The organism is Blastococcus sp. SYSU DS0753 (assembly GCF_054051175.1).
In genome coordinates this window covers 16,239-36,330 of sequence record NZ_JBJHAT010000022.1, presented here as the reverse complement: position 1 = coordinate 36,330, position 20,092 = coordinate 16,239, and the positions used below count along the sequence as shown (strand labels likewise).

The following is a 20,092-nucleotide window of genomic DNA, read 5'->3' as shown; positions in this document are numbered from 1 at the left end:
CCCGCAGGCCGTCCCTCCCGGCGGTCTGGTCCCGCACGCCCTTCTGGAGGACCTCCCGTGCGCAGAACGCGCCTCTCCCTGACCGCCACCCTGGCGGCGTCGGCCGTGGTGGTGGGCCTGCCGGCCGTGGCCTCGGCCGCCCCCGTTCCGGACCGCTACGCCGACGTCCCGGTCCAGCTCCTCGCGATCAACGACTTCCACGGCCGGATCTCCGAGACCACGGGCAGCGACGCGACGCTGGTCACCGGTGAGGGCCCCGGCCCCGACGGCGTCGCCGGCACCGCCGACGACGGCACCGTCCTGGTCGGCGGCGCCGCGAGCCTGGCGAGCACCGTCGAGGAGACCCGGGCCGCGTTCGTGCAGTCCGGCGGGAACGCCGACTCGTCGCTCTTCGTCAGCACCGGCGACCTGATCGGCGCCTCGCCGTTCGACTCCAGCGTCTTCCAGGACGAGCCGACGATCGAGGTCTTCAACGCACTGGGTCTGGACGTCTCGGTCGTGGGCAACCACGAGTTCGACCGCGGCACCGACGAGCTGCGCCGCATCTCGGCGGCCACCGACGGCACGTTCACCGACGACGTCGAGGCCTGCGAGGGCGTCGAGGTCGGGGTGACCGGTTGCTTCGAGGACAGCACTGGGAACGCGTTCCGCGGCGCCGACTTCCCCTACCTGGCGGCCAACGTCTACGCCAAGGGCACGGACCAGCCGATCCTGCCCCCGTACCAGGTCTTCGACGTGGCCGGCGGCAAGAAGATCGCCCTCATCGGTGTGGTCACCGACACCACCCCGACCATCGTCTCCCCGACCGGCATCGCCGACGTCGACTTCGGCGACGAGGCCGAGGCGGTCAACCGCTGGGTCCCCGAGCTGCGGGAGCAGGGCATCGAGGCCATCGGCGTGCTCCTGCACGAGGGCGGGGAGAACACCGGCGAGGACGCGGCCGACTTCAACGGCTGCGACGAGCTGACCGGCCCGGTCGTCGACATCAACGACCGGGTCTCCCCGGCCGTCGACCTGATCGTCAGCTCGCACAGCCACGCGAGCTACTCCTGCCTGGTGGCCGACCCCGCCGGCCAGCCGCGGCTGATCACCCAGGCCGGCTCCTACGGCCGCCTGGTCAGCGACATCCGGCTGACGCTGGACGGCCGCACCGGTGACGTGCAGCGAGGGTGCGACTACCGGGCGGCGAACGTCCCGGTGCTGCGCGACAACCCGGACGCCGAGATCGCGGGGATCGTGGAGTACTGGGACGAGCGGTCCGCCGAGGCGGGTGACCGCGTCGTCGGCACCGCCAGCGAGGACATCCGCCGCGCCGGCACCTGGACCACCGACCCGACGACGGGGCAGCCGGTGTTCCGCCCCGTCCGGGACGGCGAGTCCAGCCTGGGCAACCTGGTGGCGCAGATGCAGCTGGAGGCGCTGCAGGTCGACCCCGCCTACGGCGACCCCGTGCTGGCGTTCATGAACCCCGGTGGCCTCCGCGCCGACATCGAGGCCGGCGAGGTCACCTACGCCGAGCTGTTCACCGTGCAGCCGTTCGGGAACACGGTCAACGCGATCACCCTGACCGGCGCTGACATCCGCGCGGTGCTGGAGCAGCAGTTCCAGTCCGACCAGCCGCGTGCGAGCACCCTGCGGCTGGGCACCTCGGAGGGCTTCTCCTACCGCTTCGACACCGCCAACCCCTACGGGCAGCGGGTCGACCCGGCGTCGATCACCCTGGACCCCGACGGCTCGGGCCCGCTGCCGGCCGAGGTCGTCGACCCCGCGGCCAGCTACCGGGTGGCGGCGAACTCCTTCCTGATCGCCGGCGGCGACTCCTTCACCGCCTTCACCAACGGGACGGATCCCGCCACCGGTCCGGTCGACGTCGAGACCGCCGTCGCCTACTTCGAGGCGGCGTCCGGCCCGGTCGCCCCGCCGGCGGCCGACCACGGCCAGCCGGGCAGCTTCCCCCTCCCGCCGGTGGCCACCGGTCTCAGCGGCACCGACGCCCCGGCGCAGCCGCCGGCGGTCGCCGACGGCACCAGCGCCGTGGCCGGCCCGTGCGACGCCACGGCCACCCTCTCCACGGCCACCCCGGACCTCGGCGACGTGATCTCGGTGACCGTGGCGGACTTCGGCCCCCGCGAGAAGGTGACCGCGGTGCTGTCCGACGGGCGCCGCCTGGCCGAGGGCCGGACCGATGCGCAGGGCACCGCCACGATGCGCTTCCCGGTGCCCAAGCGGGCTCCGGCCGGCGAGTACACGGTGACGGTGACCGGCACCTCGGGTGAGTGGGCGACGACCACCTTCACGCTCGGCTGAGCCGCCGCGCCGACCGAGCACGCTGACCGGAGGCCGGTTCCCGCACCGCGGGGGCCGGCCTCCGGCGTCACCGACGGAGCCACCGGCGACCTGTGCGTTCCCGGGTGGCAGGTCCGCCGGGGGCGTGATCATCTTGGTGGTCCTGCCCGGCTCGACGAGGAGGTCCTGTGCTCCTGTCCCACCGCGTCGGAGCGCCGGCCGTCGCGCTCTCGCTGCTGCTCCTGACCGCCTGCCGGAGCACGGTCGCGCCGACGGCGGACGGCGAGCCCGCCGCGACGGAGAGGACCGCCACCCCGGTCACCGAGACCACGGTGCAGGTGCTCGCCCTCAACGACTTCCACGGCAGGCTGGACGTGCCGGCGGGCGTGGACGGTCTCCTCGACACCGGTGAGCCGGGGCCCGGGGCCGATGGGGTCCCGGACACGCCCGACGACGGCCCCTGGCCCGTCGGCGGGGCCGCGTACCTGGCCGCGACGCTCGCCGACCGGCGGGCGGACTTCGGCGGCGCCGAGCAGGACTCCCTCACCCTGGCCGCGGGTGACCTGGTGGGCGCTTCGACGCTCGCCTCCACGCTGTACCAGGACGAACCGGCCATCGAGGTCCTCGACGCCCTGGGTCTGGACTTCGCCGCGGTCGGCAACCACGAGTTCGACCGCGGCAAGGAGGAGCTGTTCCGGCTGTCCGGTGCGACCGACGGGCAGTTCTCCGACGACATCGGCGCCTGCGACGGCGTGGCGCGGCGGACGGAGGGCTGCTTCCGCGACAGCACCGGCGAGGAGTTCTCCGGCTCGGGGTTCGGCTACCTCGCCGCCAACGTCCGGGACACCGACACCGGCGAGCCGGCGCTCCCCCCGTACGCGGTGGTGCGCACCAGCGGAGGCACGCAGGTCGGGATCATCGGGGTCGTCACCCGCGAGACCCTCGACTACGTCCCCGGTTCGGCGCTCGCGGGGCTGACGATCGAGCCCCCGGCCGCAGGGGCGAACCGGTACGCCGCCGAGCTGCAGGAGCGCGGGGTGGAGGCGATCGTCCTGCTGGCGCACGAGGGTGGCGGCCAGCCGCCGGGCACGACGCCGGACACCTGCGTCGGGGAGCTCGCGGGCACCCCGGCGGGTGCGCTGAACGCCGAGGTGTCACCCGCTGTCGACGTGATCATCGGCGGGCACACGCACGCGCCGTACACCTGCTCGCTGGCCGACCCCGACGGCGCTCCGCGGCCGGTGACGCAGGCGGCCACCTACGGGCGGACGGTCACCGACCTGCGGCTGGTCGTCCGCGCCGACGGCGACGTGGACCGGGAGCGCACGACCGCCACGGCCGTGCCGGTCCTGCGCACCGCCGCGGACGCGGAGGTGGAGCGGATCGTCGGGCACTGGGTGGCCCGTGCCGAGCCCGAGGGCGACCGGGTGGTGGGCGAGGTGGCCGAGGACGTCCCGGCCGGGCCGGCGCCGGAGTCGCCCATGGGCGTGCTGGTGGCGGATGCGTTCCTCGCCGCCGTGCAGGACGAGCGGCACGGCCGTCCCGTCCTCGCCTTCACGACCGTGCCCATGCTGCGGGCCGGCCTGCTCCGGGACGACGGCGACCCGCCGGGCGCCGACGGCGTCGTGACCTACCGGGACGCATTCCGCGCCCTGCCGTTCGGGTTCCGCGTCGAGACCCTCACCGTCTCCGGTGCGGCGATCCGGGAGGCGCTGGAACACCAGTTCACCCACGCGGACGTCCTCGTGCTGAGCACCTCCAGCAGCCTGACCTACCGCTACGACCCGGCCCGGCCGCTGGGCGACCGCGTGGACCCCTGCTCCCTGGAGATCGACGGCGCGCGCGTCGAGCCGGAGGGGCGTTACCGGGTGGCTATGACGAGCTACCTGCGCGAGGGGGGCGAGGGGTACACCTCCTTCGCCGAGGGCGACGACGTCGTGCGCGGGCCCTCGGACCGCCGGGCCCTGGTGGCGTATCTCGGGTCGCGCTCCCCGGTGGGTCCGCCGGCGCTGGGGCTCGCCGTCCCGACCGACCAGCGGCTGGCCTGCTGAACCGGTGCTCCGGGCGACGGGCTACCGTCGCCGCCGTGGTCTCCCCGCTCGACCCCGCCCATCCCGCCCCGGGGGCTGCCGACGGCGCCCAGCCGGCCGGTCCGCCCTGGGGCCCCGCCACCGGTGTGGGATCCCTGCCGGGCAGCGACCCGGCCGAGGCGGCGCGCACGGTGGTGGGGGAGCTGCCGGGGTTCGCCCACCTCCCCGAGCTGCCCGGCCGGGGCCCCGGGGCCGACATGCTCGGGCGCACCGCGGCGCTGCTGGTCGGCCTCGCGGTCGACCTCACCCCCTCGGGCTGGCGGCTGGTGCCGCGGCCCGGGATGGACCAGCAGCGGGCCGAGGAGTTCCTCGCCCGGGACCTCGACGCGCTGCACGACGTGGCCGAGGACTGGACGGGGCCGTTCAAGGTGCAGGCCACCGGGCCGTGGACCCTCGCCGCGGGGCTGGAGCGCACTCGGGGGGACCGGGCGGTGGTCGATCCCGGGGCGCGGCGCGATCTGGGTCAGTCGCTGGCCGAGGGGCTCTCCGCGCACGTGGCGGCCGTGCAGAACCGGCTCCCCGGCGCGCGGATCGTGGTCCAGCTCGACGAGCCGTCGGTTCCCGCGGTGCTCCAGGGCGGGCTGCCGACGATCAGCGGTTTCGGGAAGCTGCCGGCGGTCGCCGCCGACGTCGTCGAGCAGGAGCTGGCCGCCGTCCTGCGGGCGCTGCCCGGCCCCGTGGTGGTGCACTGCTGCGCGCCGCGCATGCCGCTCACCCTGTTCCGTGCAGCCGGCGCGGCCGGACTCTCGTTCGACCTGGGCCTGGTCCAGGACCTCGACGCGGTGGGTGAGGCGGTCGACGCCGGGGTGCACCTGCTGCCGGGCGTCGTGCCGGGCACCGACACCGCACTGCCGGCTCCGAAGGCGACGGCGTCGCGGGTGCAGGCCTGGTGGAGCGAGCTGGGGTTCGCCGCCGAACGGCTGCCCGGGGCGGTGACGCTCACCCCCGCCTGTGGACTCGCGGGGGCGACGCCGTCCTACGCCCGCGCCGCGATGCGCCAGGTGCGCGAGGCCGCGAAGTACCTGCTGCCCGGGTAGCGCGAGGGACCTGCCGCCGGGAGCACCGCGCCACGAGCGGGTGAGCCCCGGTTGACCGTCGTACCCGCCGGATACCGTTCGCCCGTGAGCACCGACGCCGACCTCGTCGAACCGTCCGTCACCCCGGTGGCCGACCGGGAGGACCTCACCGAGGTCCCCGACGACGTCCGCACGCGCCACCGCGACCTCTCCGAGGAGCTGGACCGGTACGCCTTCGCGTACTACGTGCGCGACGAGCCGCTGATCAGCGACGGCCAGTACGACGAGCTGATGGCCGAGCTGAAGGCGATCGAGTCCGCGCACCCGGCCCTGGTCACCCCGGACTCGCCCAGCCAGAAGGTCAACGGTGGCTTCACCGCGACCTTCGCCCCCGTGCAGCACCTGGAGCGCATGCAGAGCCTGGACAACGCCTTCAGCAGCGACGAGCTGTCGGCCTGGGCGGCGCGCGCCGAGCGGGAGGGCGCGGCGGAGGCCAGCTACCTGTGCGAGCTGAAGGTCGACGGGGTGGCCGTCGACCTGGTCTACGAGCGGGGCCGCCTGGTCCGGGCCGCCACCCGGGGCGACGGGGTGACCGGCGAGGACGTCACCGCCAACGTGCGCACGATGGACGACGTCCCCCAGCAGCTCACCGGCGACGACGTCCCGGAGTTGCTGGAGGTCCGCGGCGAGATCTACTTCCCCGTCGCCGCGTTCGCCGACGTGAACGCCGCCATGGTGGAGCAGGGCAAGCCGCCGTTCGCCAACCCGCGCAACGCCGCGGCCGGCTCGCTGCGGCAGAAGGACCCGAAGGTCACCGCGTCCCGCCCGCTGCGGATGGTCGTCCACGGGCTGGGCGCCCGCACGGGCTTCGAGCCGGAGCGGCAGTCGGCGGCCTACGAGGGCCTGCGCGCGCTGGGGCTGCCGGTGAGCGACCGCTTCCAGGTCGTCCCCGATCTCGAGGGCGTGTGGGCCTACATCGAGCGCTACCGCGAGCAGCGCCACGCGGTGGAGCACGAGATCGACGGTGTCGTGGTGAAGGTGGACCAGGTCGCGCTGCAGCGTCGGCTGGGGTCGACCTCCCGGGCGCCGCGGTGGGCGATCGCGTTCAAGTACCCGCCGGAGGAGGCGACGACGAAGCTCCTGGACATCCGGGTCAACGTCGGGCGCACCGGCCGGGTGACGCCGTTCGCCTTCATGGAGCCGGTGAAGGTGGCCGGGTCGACGGTGCAGCTGGCCACCCTGCACAACGCCAGCGAGGTGAAGCGCAAGGGCGTGCTGATCGGCGACACGGTCGTCATCCGCAAGGCCGGTGACGTGATCCCCGAGGTGCTGGGCCCGGTCGTCGCGGCCCGGACCGGCGACGAGCGCGAGTTCGTCATGCCGACCCACTGCCCCGAGTGCGGCACGGAGCTGCGGCCGGAGAAGGAGGGGGACGCCGACATCCGCTGCCCCAACGCCCGGTCCTGCCCGGCGCAGCTGCGGGAACGGGTCTTCCACGTGGCGGGGCGTGGCGCCTTCGACATCGAGAACCTCGGCTACGAGGCGGCGGTCGCACTGCTGCAGAGCCGGCTGCTCACCGACGAGGGCGATCTGTTCTTCCTCGACGAGGAGCAGCTGCAGCGCTCGCCGTTCTTCACGCGGAAGAACGGCACCCTGTCGGCCAACGGCGCCAAGCTGCTGACCAACCTGCAGGTCCGCAAGGACGTGCCGCTGTGGCGGGTGCTCGTCGCGCTGTCGATCCGGCACGTGGGGCCCACCGCCGCGCAGGCGCTGGCCCGCGACTTCCGGTCGATGGACCGGATCATCGCCGCCACGGAGGATGAGCTGGCCGCCGCGGACGGCGTAGGTCCGACGATCGCGAGGTCGGTGCGCGACTGGTTCGCCGTCGACTGGCACCGCGACGTCGTGGAGAAGTGGCGGCAGGCCGGGGTGCGCATGGCCGACGCGGCCGAGGACGCACCCCCGGGACCGCTGACCGGCGTCACCGTGGTCGTCACCGGGTCGCTGCGCGACTTCAGCCGCGACCAGGCGATCGCGGCGATCCAGGAGCGGGGCGGCAAGGTGACCGGTTCGGTGTCGAAGAAGACCGGCTTCGTCGTCGTGGGCGCCGACCCGGGCAGCAAGTACGACAAGGCGGTGCAGGTGAAGGCACCGATCCTGGACGACGACGGCTTCCGGGTGCTGCTGGAGCAGGGGCCGGACGCCGCCCGCGAGGTCGCGTCGATCGGCGACGGCAGCGAGTAGCCCCGCGGCCGGGTGCGCCAACGATCACCTGGGTCAGTAGGGCGGGGGAGTCGTGCTCGCCACCATGCCGGTCGGTGTGGTGACGGTGAGCGTGCCGTCGGGCGCGAGGTCGTAGGCCCAGCCGGGCGCCTGGTGCTTGCCCCGGTGGTGGCGGGTGCAGAAGCCGGTGAGGTTCTCCGCACTCGTCGGCCCCTCGGGGTAGGGGCGGTCGTGGTCGAGCTCCCCGCCCAGCGGGACGCGCCGGCGGCAGCTCGGGAAGCGGCAGCGGCGGTCGCGGGCGCGGATGTACCGGTCGAGCGCGGCCCCGGGTCGATACCCGTCGGTCGGGCCGGGCGGGTCGAGCCCCGGACGGCCGGTGAGGTCGTGCGTGCACCGGGTCGGCGCGCGGCGGCAGGCGGCGTCGCCGCAGTGGGCCAGGCGGCGGAGTTCGCGGCTGTCGGTGAGCGCGAGCAGCGCGCCGGTGAGTTCGTCGACCACCGCGATCCGCGGTCGGTCGACCAGCGTCCCGCCGCTGCTCGCATCGAGCAGCGCGGCGAGGGCTGCCCGGCGGGACTCCCCGGCGTCGGCGCAGGCGTCGAGATCGCTCGGCGCACGAGTGACCCGGCCGGCGGCGCTGCGCAGCCACGCGCTCTCGTCCTGGCGGTCGGCGCGCTGGGCGTCGGCCACCATCCTCCGGGCGCGACCGATCGCCCGGTCCAGGCCGAGCAGGGCGTCTGCGGCGGCCTGCAGCGACCCGTGCGCGTTGGCCCAGTGAGAGGAGCTGTCGCCGTCGTCTGTCCCTGGTTCCACCTCGGTGCCGGGCCCGGGGTCGGGTTCCGGGTCAGGGCCGGGGCCGTGTTGCGGTTCCAGCCCGGGATCGGGGGATCCTTCCGCTTCGGGGTCCGGCGCCGGCTCGGAGAACGCCCCGGCTGCTTCGAGCCAGGCCTCGAAGCGGGCCTCCTCGGCCCACCGCCGGAGGAGCTCGTCCTCCGGGGTGTAGTCCGCGCCGCCCCATTCGCCCCGGAGAGCGCGGGCCTCGACCTCCGCCCACCACCGCTCGTCGGCCTCCCGCCACTCCGTGGCCCGGGTGTGCAGCGGCCAGGCATCGGTGGGGCAGACGTCGTCGGGCGAGGAGTCGGTGCCGTGGGCGTCCTCCGGCCGGCTGTCGGCCCGGCCATCTCCTGTCGGCGAGTGGCCGTCCGCGGCCGTCGTGGCGCCCTCCTCGCAGGGATCCGGCGCCGGCCCGGGCAGCAGGCCCAGGGCGCGGGCGAGCGCGCGGACGACCTCGGCCGGTACGGGTTCACCGCCGATCTCACCCGGCTGGTCGCCGCCGAGCAGGGTTCGCACCCCCGCGACCACGGTCAGCTGCGCCTGCACGGCGGGCAGTTCGTTCTGCTCCGGCCGGAGCACCAGGTCGAGCAGGCAGTCGGCCATCTTCTGGCCGCGCGTCCTGCGGTCGTCCGGGTCGTCCAGATTGTCGGCGTAGCGCCCCAGCGCATCCAGCAGCGCCTGCGCTTCGGGCACCGTGAGCAGCGCGCCGAGGACCGCCATGCCCTCGCGGCGATCGGGCCGGACGGAGACGCCTCGCTCGCGGAGGGCCGCAGCCAGCCGGGCGGCTTCGTCGCGTGCGTCACGGGCCAGGCCGAGCCGGCGCGCCTTGGCGCCGAGCTGCGCAGGTGTGGTCACCCGGCCGGACATCCACCGGAGCAGCTCCCGTTCGACGGCGGCCCGCTTCGCCGCGTCGGCGATCGGCGCCACCCGCTCGAGCATCGGCCAGAGGTGTCCCGGGTGGAGATCTCCGCGTTCCAGTGCGGCCAGCGTTCCCGGGAGACGGTGCACCAGCGTCAGCGATCGCGTCAGCAGCTGCTCGGCCGCCTGGGTGGAGATCGACAGGGCCACCACCAGCTCCTGCGCTGCCCACTCGCTGACGTCGGCCAGCACCTCCGGCCGGGCGGCGCGGCGCTCCTCGCTCATGGCCCCCGGCTGGCCCGCCGGGCGATCGGCCGAGGCGGGACGGGTGGCGGCGAACTCGGCGACCGCCCGGGCGCGCAGCGCGGTCTGCCGGGCGATCTCCCGGTCCGCCGCCTGCACAGCACCCAGCGGACCGGTGGCCCAGCCGGCGGCGGGCGCCGAGGCAGCGGAGGCGCCCGATGCCGGACGACCCGACGCGGACGGAGGGAGCGTCGTCCCTGACGTCGTCCCGGTCATGCCTTCGATCATGTGTTCGAAGGAACGTCGGTGCAAGCGAAGCACGAAGAAGGCGCAGGTCAGGGGCTCAGCGACCAGGCCTCGAGGCGTCCGGAAGGGGGTTGACCGACCTGCTGCGGCTGCCTAGGTTCCTGCTCGGCTGATGCGGCCGGCCGCTCGCGCCCCCGGGGGTGTGGTGAACGCATCGTGACTTCACTGACCTGTCCACCGGTCCACCACGGCGAACCAGTCAGCAACGCGAGCACTGGCGTGCATCGACGGGTTCGCCGATCGGAGGATCCATGTCGGACGCCGAGTCGAGGCGCGATCCGGACAGCCGGTCCGCCAAGCAGATGGCCAGGCGGCTCCGCGCCGCGCTGCGCGAGCGGCAGGGGCTCGAGCTGACGCACGGCCAGTGCCTGGAGCTGGTGGCGCGCCAGTTGGGCGCGGCGGACTGGAACACCCTCAACGCCAGGCTCGCGCCGTCCCCGGTGCGGGTGCCGTGGGGTGGGTCGGGCACCACCATCCCGGTGTTGCGAATCTTCTCCGTCGACGTCGCGTTGCAGTTCTACGTCGACTTCCTCGGGTTCCGCCTGGATTTCGGGGGCCCGTCGGGCGGAGAGGGGACGCCCTTCTACGGGCAGGTCACCCAGGCGTCCACCACGTTGCACCTGACCGAGGTCGCCTACACGCCCGGCGCCGGAGCCACGGTGCTGGTCTGGATCGCGGGGTTGGACTCCCTCCGGGAGGAGCTGAACGCCCGCCGGGCGGAGGTGCCGGTATGGGGCCCGGCGGTCTGGGTGCCCGAGATCGAGGAGGCGCCGTGGGGAGCTCGCGTGCTGACCCTTGCCGACCCGTTCGGCAACCATCTCCACCTCAACGAGCCCACCGATGCGGAGGCCCGGCGCTTGCTGCCCGCGTGGGGAGCCGTGGGTTCCTCCGGTTGAGCGGCGAGCGGTCCTGGTGGCGCCCGAGCGGGGTGCCGGCCGCTGGTGGCGGTCGCCGAATGCCGGTCAGGGCGGCGGCAGGTGGGCGACCGTCGTCGCGATCCCGGTGAAGTGGGCCAGGCGGAGGAGCTCCGACCGGCGGAATGCCGGGCCGCCGGAGCGGCCGAGCACGATGGCCCGGCCGGCGCCGTAGGGCACGGCCATCATCTCGATGGCCATCTCCTGCCACCGCTCCGGCAGCCAGGGGTCGTCGCTGGGCAGCAGCCGCGGGCCGCTCAGCGGCAGCCACGGCAAGGTGAGGCCGGGAAAGGCCGGCGCCGCGTCCGAGGCCGCGAGCACCGCGCCCTCGGTCAGCGGGGCCGGTTGCCCCGAGTCGTCGAGGATCACCGCCCAGCCGCTGTGGAAGACCCGCGGCAACGACGCGGTCAGCAGCTCGGTCGGCGGGCGATCGCCGCGGGCGAGCGCATCCAGCAGGTCCAGTTCGCGGTGGGTGTCCAGCGGGCCGGCGAAGGGGCGCAGCGACTCCACCCGCACGCCGTCGACCGCCTGCGCCACCGTGATGAGGCTGTCGGGCAGCCGGTCGCCCGGCAGGTCCACGACGACGTCGTCGACCGCGATCCCGTTGCCCCGCTCGAGCACGTCCACCGAGACGATGTCGATGCCTGCGGTGCCCAGTGCGGTCGCCACCGCACCGAGGATGCCCGGGCGGTCGGGCAGCACCAGGCGCAGGAGATAGGACACGGTTCCTCCGGGTCATGGGCCCCATGGCCCCCTTCCGGGGCCCGCCGCGAGCCTGCGAGCGGTGGGGAGGAGGGGGGCCTCGTTCGATCTCCGTCGATCGCGATCGGGAGGAGCCTCTCACGCTGACCGGCGTCCGGAGGGCCCCACGTAGAGTGGCCCGGTCACGCCCCGGGCCGAGAGCGGGCCGCCGGGCACCGCCGAAGTGGAGTTCCGCCGCAGCATGAGCACCCCCTCCCCGAAGGGTCGACTGACCCGTGACGAGGTGGCCCACCTGGCACACCTGTCCCGGCTCGCCGTGAGCGACGAAGAGCTGGATCTCTTCGCCGGCCAGCTCGCCGCCGTGCTGGACGCCGTGGCGCAGGTCGGCAAGGCCGACGTCGCCGAGGTCGCCCCGACCACGCACGCCGTGCCCATGACCAACGTCATGCGCCCCGACGCCGCCCGCCCGAGCCTGCCCCGCGACGTCGTCCTCGCCGGCGCCCCGGCCGCGGAGGACGACCGCTTCCGGGTCCCGCGAATCCTCGGGGAGGAGGCGTGACCATCCCGACCACGAGCGCCGCCGCGCTCAGCGAGGCGCTGCAGGCCGGCGAGGTGAGCGCGGTCGAGGTGACGCGCGCGTACCTCGACCGGATCAGCGACCAGGACGCCGTCATCGGCGCCTACCTGCACGTCGACGCCGAGGCCGCGCTCCAGGCCGCCGGCGAGGTCGACGCCGCCCGCGCCGCCGGGGCCGAGCTCGGCCCGCTGGCCGGCGTTCCTCTCGCCCTCAAGGACGTCGTCGTCACCGAGGGCGTGCCCACCACCAGCGGCTCCAGGATCCTCGAGGGCTGGCGGCCGCCCTACGACGCGACCGTCGCCGCACGGCTGAAGGCCGCCGGCACGGTGCTGCTCGGCAAGACCAACATGGACGAGTTCGCGATGGGCTCGTCCACCGAGAACTCCGCCTACCAGGTCACCCGCAACCCCTGGGACACCGACCGCATCCCGGGTGGCTCCTCGGGTGGCTCCTCGGCCGCGGTCGCCGCGGGGCTGGCCCCGTGGGCCATCGGCACCGACACCGGCGGGTCCATCCGCCAGCCGGCCGCCGTCACCGGGCTGGTCGGCCACAAGCCCACCTACGGCTCGGTCTCCCGCTACGGGCTGATCGCCTTCTCCTCGAGCCTCGACCAGGCCGGCCCCATGACGCGGACGGTGCTGGACGCCGCACTGCTGCACGAGGCCATCGCCGGGCACGACCCGCTGGACTCCACGAGCATCGACGCGCCGGTGCCCGTGCTGGCCGAGGCCGCGCGCCGCGGCGCCCAGGGGGAGCTGGCCGGGCTGAAGGTCGGCGTCGTCCGCGAGCTGGGCGGGGAGGGGCACACCGACGGCTACGAGGACGGCGTCCTCGCTCGCTTCCGCGAGACGGTGGCCCTGCTGGAGAGCATGGGCGCGGAGGTCCGCGAGGTCTCCTGCCCGGCGTTCGACCTCGCCCTGCCGGCGTACTACCTGATCGCGCCCAGCGAGGCGTCGTCCAACCTGGCCCGCTTCGACGGCGTCCGGTACGGCCTGCGGGTCGGTGACGACGGCAGCCGCGACCTCGACGAGGTCATGGCGCTGACCCGCGAGCAGGGCTTCGGCCCGGAGGTGAAGCGCCGGATCATCCTCGGCACCTACGCGCTGTCGGCCGGCTACTACGACGCCTACTACGGGCAGGCGCAGAAGGTGCGCACCCTGATCACGCGGGACTTCACCACCGCGTGGGACGACGTCGACGTGCTGGTCAGCCCGACCAGCCCCACCGTCGCGTGGTCACTGGGTGACCGCGTCGACGACCCGATCGCCATGTACGCCGCCGACCTGTGCACGCTGCCGGCCAGCCTCGCGGGCATCCCGGCCATCTCGGTGCCGTGCGGGCTCTCCGAGGGCCTGCCGGTCGGCTTCCAGGTCATGGCGCCTGCCCTGGCCGACGACCGCTGCTACCGCGTGGCGGCCGCGCTGGAGGCGGCGCAGGACGCGGCCCGCGGCCACGCGCTGCTGGACGCGATCGGCGGCGCGGCGTGAACGGCCCGCTCAAGGCCGCCTGGGCCCTCACCGCCTTCGTCGTCCTCGCCGGGATCGTCGGCTGGGCCGTCACCGGCCGGGCCGTCTTCGCCGTCTTCCTGGTCCTCGGCGTGCTGACCGCCGTCGGCGCCGTGGTGACCGGCCGCCAGCAGCAGGGCCCTGCCGCCCCGAAGGAGAACGACCCCTCATGAGCGACACCCTGGTCGGCCTCGACGAGGTCCTGACCCGCTACGAGCCGGTCATCGGTCTGGAGACGCACGTCGAGCTGGGCACCGCGTCGAAGATGTTCTGCGGCTGCTCCACCACGTTCGGCGCCGAGCCCAACACGCAGACCTGCCCGGTCTGCCTGGGGCTGCCCGGCTCCCTGCCGGTGGTGAACGCTGCCGCCATCGAGTCGACGATCCGCATCGGCCTGGCGCTGGGCTGCCGGATCGCGGGCTGGTCGCGCTTCGCCCGGAAGAACTACTTCTACCCGGACATCCCCAAGGGCTTCCAGACCAGCCAGTACGACGAGCCGCTGTGCACCGCCGGGCACCTGGACGTCGAGGTCGACGGCGAGACCTACCGCGTCGAGATCGAGCGGGTGCACATCGAGGAGGACACCGGCAAGAACCTGCACGTCGGTGGCGCCACCGGGCGCATCCACGGCGCCGACCACTCGCTGGTCGACTACAACCGCGCCGGCATCCCGCTGGTCGAGATCGTCACCCGACCGATCCCGGGGACCGGCGCCAAGGCGCCCGAGGTGGCCCGGGCCTACGTCACCGAACTGCGCGAGATCCTGCTGACCCTCGGCGTCTCCGAGGTGCGCATGGAGCAGGGCAACCTGCGCTGCGACGTCAACACCTCGCTGGCGCCGATCGGTAGCCTCGAGTGGGGCACGCGCACCGAGACCAAGAACGTGAACTCGCTGCGCTCGGTCGAGCGGGCCGTCCGCTACGAGATGCGCCGCCAGGCCGCCGTCCTCGACGCCGGCGGGCGCATCGTGCAGGAGACCCGGCACTTCCACGAGGACACCGGGAGCACCTCGGAGGGCCGCAGCAAGGAGGAGGCCACCGACTACCGGTACTTCCCCGAGCCCGACCTCGTCCCGCTCGCCCCGGACGAGGAGTGGATCGAGGGCCTGCGTGCCGCGCTGCCCGAGCTCCCCGCCGCCCGCCGGACCCGGCTGCAGCAGGAGTGGGGCCTGTCGGCCACCGAGATGGCGTGGATCGCCAACGCGGGGGCCGTCGACCTGGTCGCCGAGACCGTCGCGGCCGGTGCCTCGCCCGCCGACGCCCGCAAGTGGTGGCTGGGCGAGCTGGCCCGCCGCGCCAACGACGCCGGCGTCGAGCTCACCGAGCTGCCGGTCACGCCGCGACAGGTCGCGGAGCTGGCGGGCCTGGTGCAGGCCGGGACGGTCAACGACCAGCTCGCCCGCCAGGCGCTCGACGGCGTGCTCGCCGGCGAGGGCGACCCGGCGGCGGTCGTGGAGTCCCGCGGCCTCGCGGTGCTGGGTGAGTCCGACGAGCTGGTCGCCGCGGTGGAGGCCGCCATCGAGGGCAACCCCGACGTCGCCGAGAAGGTGCGCGGCGGCAAGGTGCAGGCGATCGGGGCGCTGGTGGGTGCGGTCATGAAGACCACCCGCGGCAAGGCCGACGCCGCCACCGTCAAGCGGATGCTCGAGGAGCGGCTCGTCTCGTCCTAGCCTCTGCGGCGTGGAGCTGCCCGAGGTGGTGCTGCGGCCGCTGCGGCGGTCGGACCTCCCACTGCTGGCCCGATGGCTCGCCGAGCCTCTCGTGGCGCGGTGGTGGGACGACGACCCCGCAGCGGTGGAGGCGCAGTACGGGCCCAGCATCGACGGCACCGACGCCACCTCGGTGTACCTCGGCGTGCACGACGGCGAGCCGTTCGGGCTGGTGCAGGTCTACCGCTTCGACGACGAGCCGGAGTCCCTCGCCGAGCTCAGCGCGGTGTGCCCCGTGCCGCCGGGGGCGCTGAGCATCGACTACCTGGTGGGGGAGCCGTCGGCCCGCGGCCGGGGGCTCGGTGCCGCGCTGATCGCGGCGGCCGTGGCGCGCGGCTTCGCCGACCACCCCGACGCACACGACGTCCTGGTGCCGGTGGTGGCGGCCAACGAGGCCTCCTGGCGGGCACTGCGGCGGGCGGGCGCGACCTGGTACGCGGAGGGGGAGCTGACCCCGGACAACCCGATCGACTCCCGGCTGCACGTCGTCCACCGGTTCGTGCGCTGATCCCTACAGCGGCGAATTCGGCTGGCCGCCGGGGGGACGGATCCGCAGCACCTTGTCGTCGTCGTCGGCGGGGGCGCCGAGGCCGTCGCGGTTGGACGTCGTCACCCAGAGCGCGCCCTCGGGGTCGAGGACGACGGTGCGCAGCCGGCCGTAGCTGCCGACGAGCACCTCGTCGGCGGCCCCCTCGACCGGGACGCCGTTCTCGTCGAGCGTGATCACGTGCACCCGCTGCCCGTCGAGCGCGCCCAGGAACACCGTGCCGTTCGCCGCCGCGCAGCCGCCGAGACCGCCCTCCTCGGCCGGGATCGGCAGCAGGAGCGTGCCGACGCCCCCCTCCTGGACGACGTCGACCTCGTCGGGGCCCTGCCGTGACTCGTCGGTGGCGTAGAGCCGCTCGCCGTCCTGGCAGAGTGCCGTCACGTCGCGGTACCCCCGGCTGTGCACCGGGCTGCTCCCACCGACCGCGCGCCCGAAGACGTCGATGCGCAGCACCTTGCCGGCCAGCGAGTCCGGGTCGGCGGCGAGCGCCGGGTCCCCGGCGTCCCCGGTGCCGACGTAGAGGTGGCCGTCGGCTCCGGTGAGCAGGCCGCCGCCGTTGCCCGTCTCACCGCGCGGGATGCCGGTCAGCACCGGGTTCGGCGTCCCGCCGACGGGGAACCGCACGACGCGGTTGTCGGTCGCGGTGGTGACGTAGGCGAACAGCAGCCCGTCCTCCGCGAAGGTGGGGGAGAGGGCGAGGCCCAGGAGCCCGCCGTCACCACTGGTGTCCAGCTCCGGAACGGTCATGAGCTCCCGCGCCGGCGACCGGTCGGGGAAGACCTGCAGCAGGCGGCCGGTGTCCCGCTCGCCCACGATCGCCGACCCGTCGGGCAGCACGACCAGTCCCGTGGGCACGCTGAGCCCGGTGGCGACGACGTTGGGGTCGCCGACCTCCTCGCCCGAGCCCGGCTGGGCGGGGTCCGCCGGCGGCGGCAGGGTTGCCGGGGGCGGACCCACCTGGGGCGGGGGGGCTTCCGGCAGCGGCCGGAACGGGCCGGCGGGCTCGTAGCCGCCCCCGCCGCAGCCGGCCAGCAGCACTCCGGCGAGGAGTGCGGTGACCACCCGCGGCGCGCTCCGCGCCCTCCTCGGTCTCACCGGGCCCAGGGTACGTGCGGCGGATGCGCTGTCGGCGTGCGCGCGTGCGACCGGGGCTGGCTAGCGTGAGGCGGTGACGACGCTCGAGCTGACGGCCGACGAGACGCTGCACGTGCTGGTGCCCTCCCGGCGCCTGGCGGAGGTGGTGGAGGCGCTGTCGCCGCGGGTGCGGGCGCACCGGGTGGCGCCGGCGGACGGCCCGCCCCGCGGCGAGCCCGCGCAGGCCCAGGTCTGGGTGGCCGGCGGTGGCTCCGCGCCGCCGCCGGACGGCTTCCTCGACGCGTTGCCGCGGCTGCGGCTGGTGCAGCTGACCAGCGCCGGGGCGGAGGGGTTCGCCGGGCGCATGCCCGAGGGCGTCGTGCTCTGCAACGCCCGGGGCGCGCACACCCCGGCGACCGCCGAATGGGTCGTGGCGGCGACTCTCGCTGCCCAGCGCGGGCTGCCGTTCTTCGTCCGTGAGCAGGAGGCCGGACGGTGGTCGTTCGCCACGCACCGGTCACTGGTCGGCGCGCGGGTGCTGGTCGTCGGCGCCGGCGACATCGCGATCACGGTGGGCCGGATGCTCGCCGGCTTCGACGTGCGGCTGACCTACGTGGCCCGCCGCCCGCGCGAGGGCGTGCGCACGGTGGCCGAGCTGCCGGAGCTGCTGCCCGCAGCCGACGTCGTCGTGCTGCTCGTCCCCCTGACCCCGGAGACCACCGGGCTGGTCGACGCGCGCTTCCTGGCCGCCATGCCCGACGGTGCCCTGCTGGTGAACGCGGCGCGCGGGCCGGTCGTGGACACGGGGGCCCTGCTGGCCGAGCTCTCGTCCGGGCGACTGCGCGCGGCCCTCGACGTCACCGATCCCGAGCCGCTCCCGGAGGGCCACCCGCTGTGGGATGCGGCGAACCTGCTGCTCACCCCGCACGTCGGCGGGGAGGTGCCGGCGACCCGTGAGCGGGCCACGGCGGCGGTCACCGAGCAGATCGGCCGGATCCTCGCGGGTCGGCCGCTGGCCAACGTCGTCGGCGACTACTGACCCACGGGGCGGGCGGAAGGATCGTCGAGGCGCCCGCCCGAGGCAGCGGCCAGGCGGGGCAGGTCACGCACCCGCAGCACCGGCAGCCGCACCTCGGTCGACCTCGTCGTCACCAGCCACAGCTCCCCCCGCCGGCCGAGACGGATGCCCGCCAGCTCGGGCCAGGGCACGGTCCGGGATCCCACGAGCGAGCGTGCGGTGATGCCGCGGTCGTCGACGTCGACGCCGGTCCGCAGGACCCAGGCGGCCACGGCCACCGGGACCAGCAGCAGCAGGAGGGTCCACGGGCTCACGAGGGCGGTGGGGAGGATGCCGAGGGCCAGCAGGATCACGGGCAGCAGCGCGCTCCGGTTCATCCGGAAGCGGGCAGGAGGGGTCACGGAGGGCGATCCTCCCACCCGCGCCCCCCGGTCGGTCCGGCGACGGGCCTACCATCGCCGCTCGTGACGATCGGCGAGGACCTCATCCCCGGAAACGAGCCAGCGAGCGCGACGCACAGCCCGCTCAAGCCCCGCAGCTACGAGGTGACCGACGGGCTGGCGAAGGCCCCGGCGCGGGCGATGCTGCGTGCGGTCGGGATGGGGGACGACGACTTCGCCAAGCCGCAGATCGGCGTCGCGTCCTCCTGGAACGAGATCACCCCGTGCAACCTGTCGCTGGACCGGCTGGCCAAGCGGGCCAAGGAGGGGGTGCACGCCGCCGGCGGCTTCCCGCTGGAGTTCGGCACCATCTCGGTCTCCGACGGCATCTCCATGGGCCACGAGGGCATGCGCGCCTCGCTGGTGTCCCGCGAGGTCATCGCCGACTCGGTCGAGACCGTCATGTTCGCCGAGCGGCTGGACGGCTCGGTGCTGCTGGCCGGCTGCGACAAGTCCCTGCCGGGCATGCTCATGGCCGCCGCGCGCCTGGACCTGGCCAGCGTCTTCCTCTACTCGGGCTCCACGATGCCGGGCAAGCTCGGTGACCGGGACCTGACGATCATCGACGTCTTCGAGGGCGTCGGGGCCTGCGCCCGCGGGCTGATCACCCAGGACGAGCTCGACGCGATCGAGCGCGCCGCCTGCCCCGGCCAGGGCTCGTGCGGGGGCATGTACACCGCCAACACGATGGCCAGCGTCGCCGAGGCCCTGGGCATGGCGCTGCCCGGCAGCGCCGCCCCGCCGGCCCCCGACAACCGGCGCGACGCGTACGCGGTCGCCTCCGGTGAGGCGGTGGTCAACCTGCTGCGCAAGGGCATCACCGCGCGCCAGATCATGACGAAGAAGGCGTTCGAGAACGCGATCACCGTGGTCATGGCGCTCGGCGGCTCGACCAACGCCGTCCTGCACCTCATGGCGATCGCGCACGAGGCGCAGGTGGACCTCGAGCTCGAGGACTTCAACCGGATCGGCGACCGCACCCCGCTCCTGGCCGACGTCAAGCCCTTCGGCCGGTTCGTCATGACCGACGTCGACCGCGTCGGCGGGGTCCCGGTGGTCCTGCGCGCCCTCCTGGACGCCGGTCTGCTGCACGGCGACGTGCTCACCGTCACCGGGAAGACGATGGCCGAGAACCTGGCCGACATCGCCCCGCCGGACCCCGACGGCGCGATCATCCACGCGATGAACGACCCGATCCACGCGACCGGTGGGCTCTCGGTGCTCCGCGGTTCGCTGGCCCCCGAGGGCGCGGTCGTGAAGTCGGCCGGCTTCGACGCCGACGTGTTCGAGGGCACCGCCCGCGTGTTCGACGGCGAGCAGGGGGCCATGGACGCCGTCACCGAGGGCACGCTGCAGGCCGGCGACGTCGTCGTCATCCGCTACGAGGGCCCCCGGGGCGGCCCGGGCATGCGCGAGATGCTCGCGGTCACCGGCGCGATCAAGGGCGCCGGACTCGGCAAGGACGTCCTGCTGCTCACCGACGGCCGGTTCTCCGGCGGCACCACCGGCCTGTGCATCGGCCACGTCGCCCCGGAGGCGACCGACGGGGGCCCGATCGCCTTCGTGCGCGACGGCGACCGCATCCGGCTGGACCTGACGACCCGCACGCTGGACCTGCTGGTCGACGCCGACGAGCTGGCCCGCCGGGCCGAGGGCTGGGAGCCGCTGCCGCCGCGCTACACCACCGGCGTGCTCGGCAAGTACGCCAAGCTCGTCGGTTCGGCCGCCCAGGGCGCCATCTGCGGCTGACCCCC

16 protein-coding genes are annotated in these 20,092 nt (G+C 74.7%); 12 read left to right on the top strand and 4 right to left on the bottom strand.

Features of this window, described 5'->3' with window-relative positions:
- Nucleotides 1-57: 57 nt before the first annotated feature.
- From ACI799_RS15630 to ligA, 4 genes are all read left to right on the top strand, one after another.
- Nucleotides 58-2,307 (top strand): 5'-nucleotidase C-terminal domain-containing protein, encoded by a 2,250-nt coding sequence (locus ACI799_RS15630; RefSeq protein ID WP_456613433.1) that lies wholly within the window; start codon nucleotides 58-60, stop codon nucleotides 2,305-2,307.
- 167 nt (nucleotides 2,308-2,474) lie between these two features.
- Nucleotides 2,475-4,337: a bifunctional metallophosphatase/5'-nucleotidase gene (locus ACI799_RS15625; protein ID WP_456613432.1), complete on the top strand. Its 1,863-nt coding sequence runs from the start codon at nucleotides 2,475-2,477 to the stop codon at nucleotides 4,335-4,337.
- Nucleotides 4,338-4,372: 35 nt separating this feature from the next.
- Entirely contained in the window at nucleotides 4,373-5,413 is a 1,041-nt protein-coding gene (locus ACI799_RS15620) for a methionine synthase (protein ID WP_456588872.1), read from the top strand.
- Between the two features lie 84 nt (nucleotides 5,414-5,497).
- Entirely contained in the window at nucleotides 5,498-7,636 is a 2,139-nt protein-coding gene (gene ligA, locus ACI799_RS15615) for an NAD-dependent DNA ligase LigA (protein WP_456613431.1), read from the top strand.
- Between the two features lie 33 nt (nucleotides 7,637-7,669).
- On the opposite strand, the gene ACI799_RS15610 is transcribed toward ligA, so the two are convergent.
- A complete protein-coding gene (locus ACI799_RS15610) occupies nucleotides 7,670-9,706 on the bottom strand; it encodes a DUF222 domain-containing protein (protein WP_456613430.1) in 2,037 nt (678 codons plus the stop codon).
- A gap of 398 nt (nucleotides 9,707-10,104) precedes the next feature.
- On the opposite strand from ACI799_RS15610, the gene ACI799_RS15605 reads away from it, so the two are divergent.
- Nucleotides 10,105-10,749, top strand: a complete 645-nt coding sequence (locus tag ACI799_RS15605) for a glyoxalase superfamily protein (protein WP_456599665.1) — start codon at nucleotides 10,105-10,107, stop codon at nucleotides 10,747-10,749.
- 66 nt (nucleotides 10,750-10,815) lie between these two features.
- On the opposite strand, the gene ACI799_RS15600 is transcribed toward ACI799_RS15605, so the two are convergent.
- A complete protein-coding gene (locus tag ACI799_RS15600) occupies nucleotides 10,816-11,490 on the bottom strand; it encodes an ACT domain-containing protein (protein WP_456588868.1) in 675 nt (224 codons plus the stop codon).
- 220 nt (nucleotides 11,491-11,710) lie between these two features.
- On the opposite strand from ACI799_RS15600, the gene gatC reads away from it, so the two are divergent.
- From gatC to ACI799_RS15575, 5 genes are read left to right on the top strand one after another with little or no spacing between them, the layout of a single operon-like run.
- Entirely contained in the window at nucleotides 11,711-12,028 is a 318-nt protein-coding gene (gene gatC, locus ACI799_RS15595) for an Asp-tRNA(Asn)/Glu-tRNA(Gln) amidotransferase subunit GatC (protein WP_456588867.1), read from the top strand.
- The gene (gene gatA / locus ACI799_RS15590) at nucleotides 12,025-13,533 is read left to right on the top strand and encodes an Asp-tRNA(Asn)/Glu-tRNA(Gln) amidotransferase subunit GatA (RefSeq protein ID WP_456597980.1); all 1,509 of its coding nucleotides are present in this window, start codon (nucleotides 12,025-12,027) and stop codon (nucleotides 13,531-13,533) included. Before gatC ends, gatA begins: the two co-directional genes overlap by 4 nt.
- Nucleotides 13,530-13,724 (top strand): hypothetical protein, encoded by a 195-nt coding sequence (locus tag ACI799_RS15585; protein ID WP_456588865.1) that lies wholly within the window; start codon nucleotides 13,530-13,532, stop codon nucleotides 13,722-13,724. The genes gatA and ACI799_RS15585 overlap by 4 nt, the downstream gene beginning before the upstream one ends.
- Nucleotides 13,721-15,220, top strand: coding sequence for an Asp-tRNA(Asn)/Glu-tRNA(Gln) amidotransferase subunit GatB (gene gatB, locus ACI799_RS15580; protein ID WP_456588864.1), 1,500 nt, complete (start codon nucleotides 13,721-13,723; stop codon nucleotides 15,218-15,220). The genes ACI799_RS15585 and gatB overlap by 4 nt, the downstream gene beginning before the upstream one ends.
- A gap of 10 nt (nucleotides 15,221-15,230) precedes the next feature.
- A complete protein-coding gene (locus tag ACI799_RS15575; RefSeq protein WP_456613429.1) occupies nucleotides 15,231-15,767 on the top strand; it encodes a GNAT family N-acetyltransferase in 537 nt (178 codons plus the stop codon).
- A gap of 3 nt (nucleotides 15,768-15,770) precedes the next feature.
- On the opposite strand, the gene ACI799_RS15570 is transcribed toward ACI799_RS15575, so the two are convergent.
- Complete coding sequence (locus ACI799_RS15570; protein ID WP_456613428.1) at nucleotides 15,771-16,901, bottom strand: PQQ-dependent sugar dehydrogenase; 1,131 nt, start codon at nucleotides 16,899-16,901, stop codon at nucleotides 15,771-15,773.
- 73 nt (nucleotides 16,902-16,974) lie between these two features.
- Between ACI799_RS15570 and ACI799_RS15565 the strand changes: the two genes are divergently transcribed.
- On the top strand, nucleotides 16,975-17,919 hold the full coding sequence (locus tag ACI799_RS15565) for a 2-hydroxyacid dehydrogenase (protein ID WP_456599668.1): 945 nt from the start codon (nucleotides 16,975-16,977) through the stop codon (nucleotides 17,917-17,919).
- On the opposite strand, the gene ACI799_RS15560 is transcribed toward ACI799_RS15565, so the two are convergent.
- Nucleotides 17,913-18,299, bottom strand: a complete 387-nt coding sequence (locus tag ACI799_RS15560; RefSeq protein WP_456588860.1) for a PH domain-containing protein — start codon at nucleotides 18,297-18,299, stop codon at nucleotides 17,913-17,915. The genes ACI799_RS15565 and ACI799_RS15560 overlap by 7 nt on opposite strands.
- Nucleotides 18,300-18,362: 63 nt before the next feature.
- Here ACI799_RS15560 and ilvD point away from each other — a divergent pair, with 63 nt between their 5' ends.
- Nucleotides 18,363-20,087 (top strand): dihydroxy-acid dehydratase, encoded by a 1,725-nt coding sequence (ilvD, locus tag ACI799_RS15555; RefSeq protein WP_456588859.1) that lies wholly within the window; start codon nucleotides 18,363-18,365, stop codon nucleotides 20,085-20,087.
- Nucleotides 20,088-20,092 lie beyond the last annotated feature (5 nt).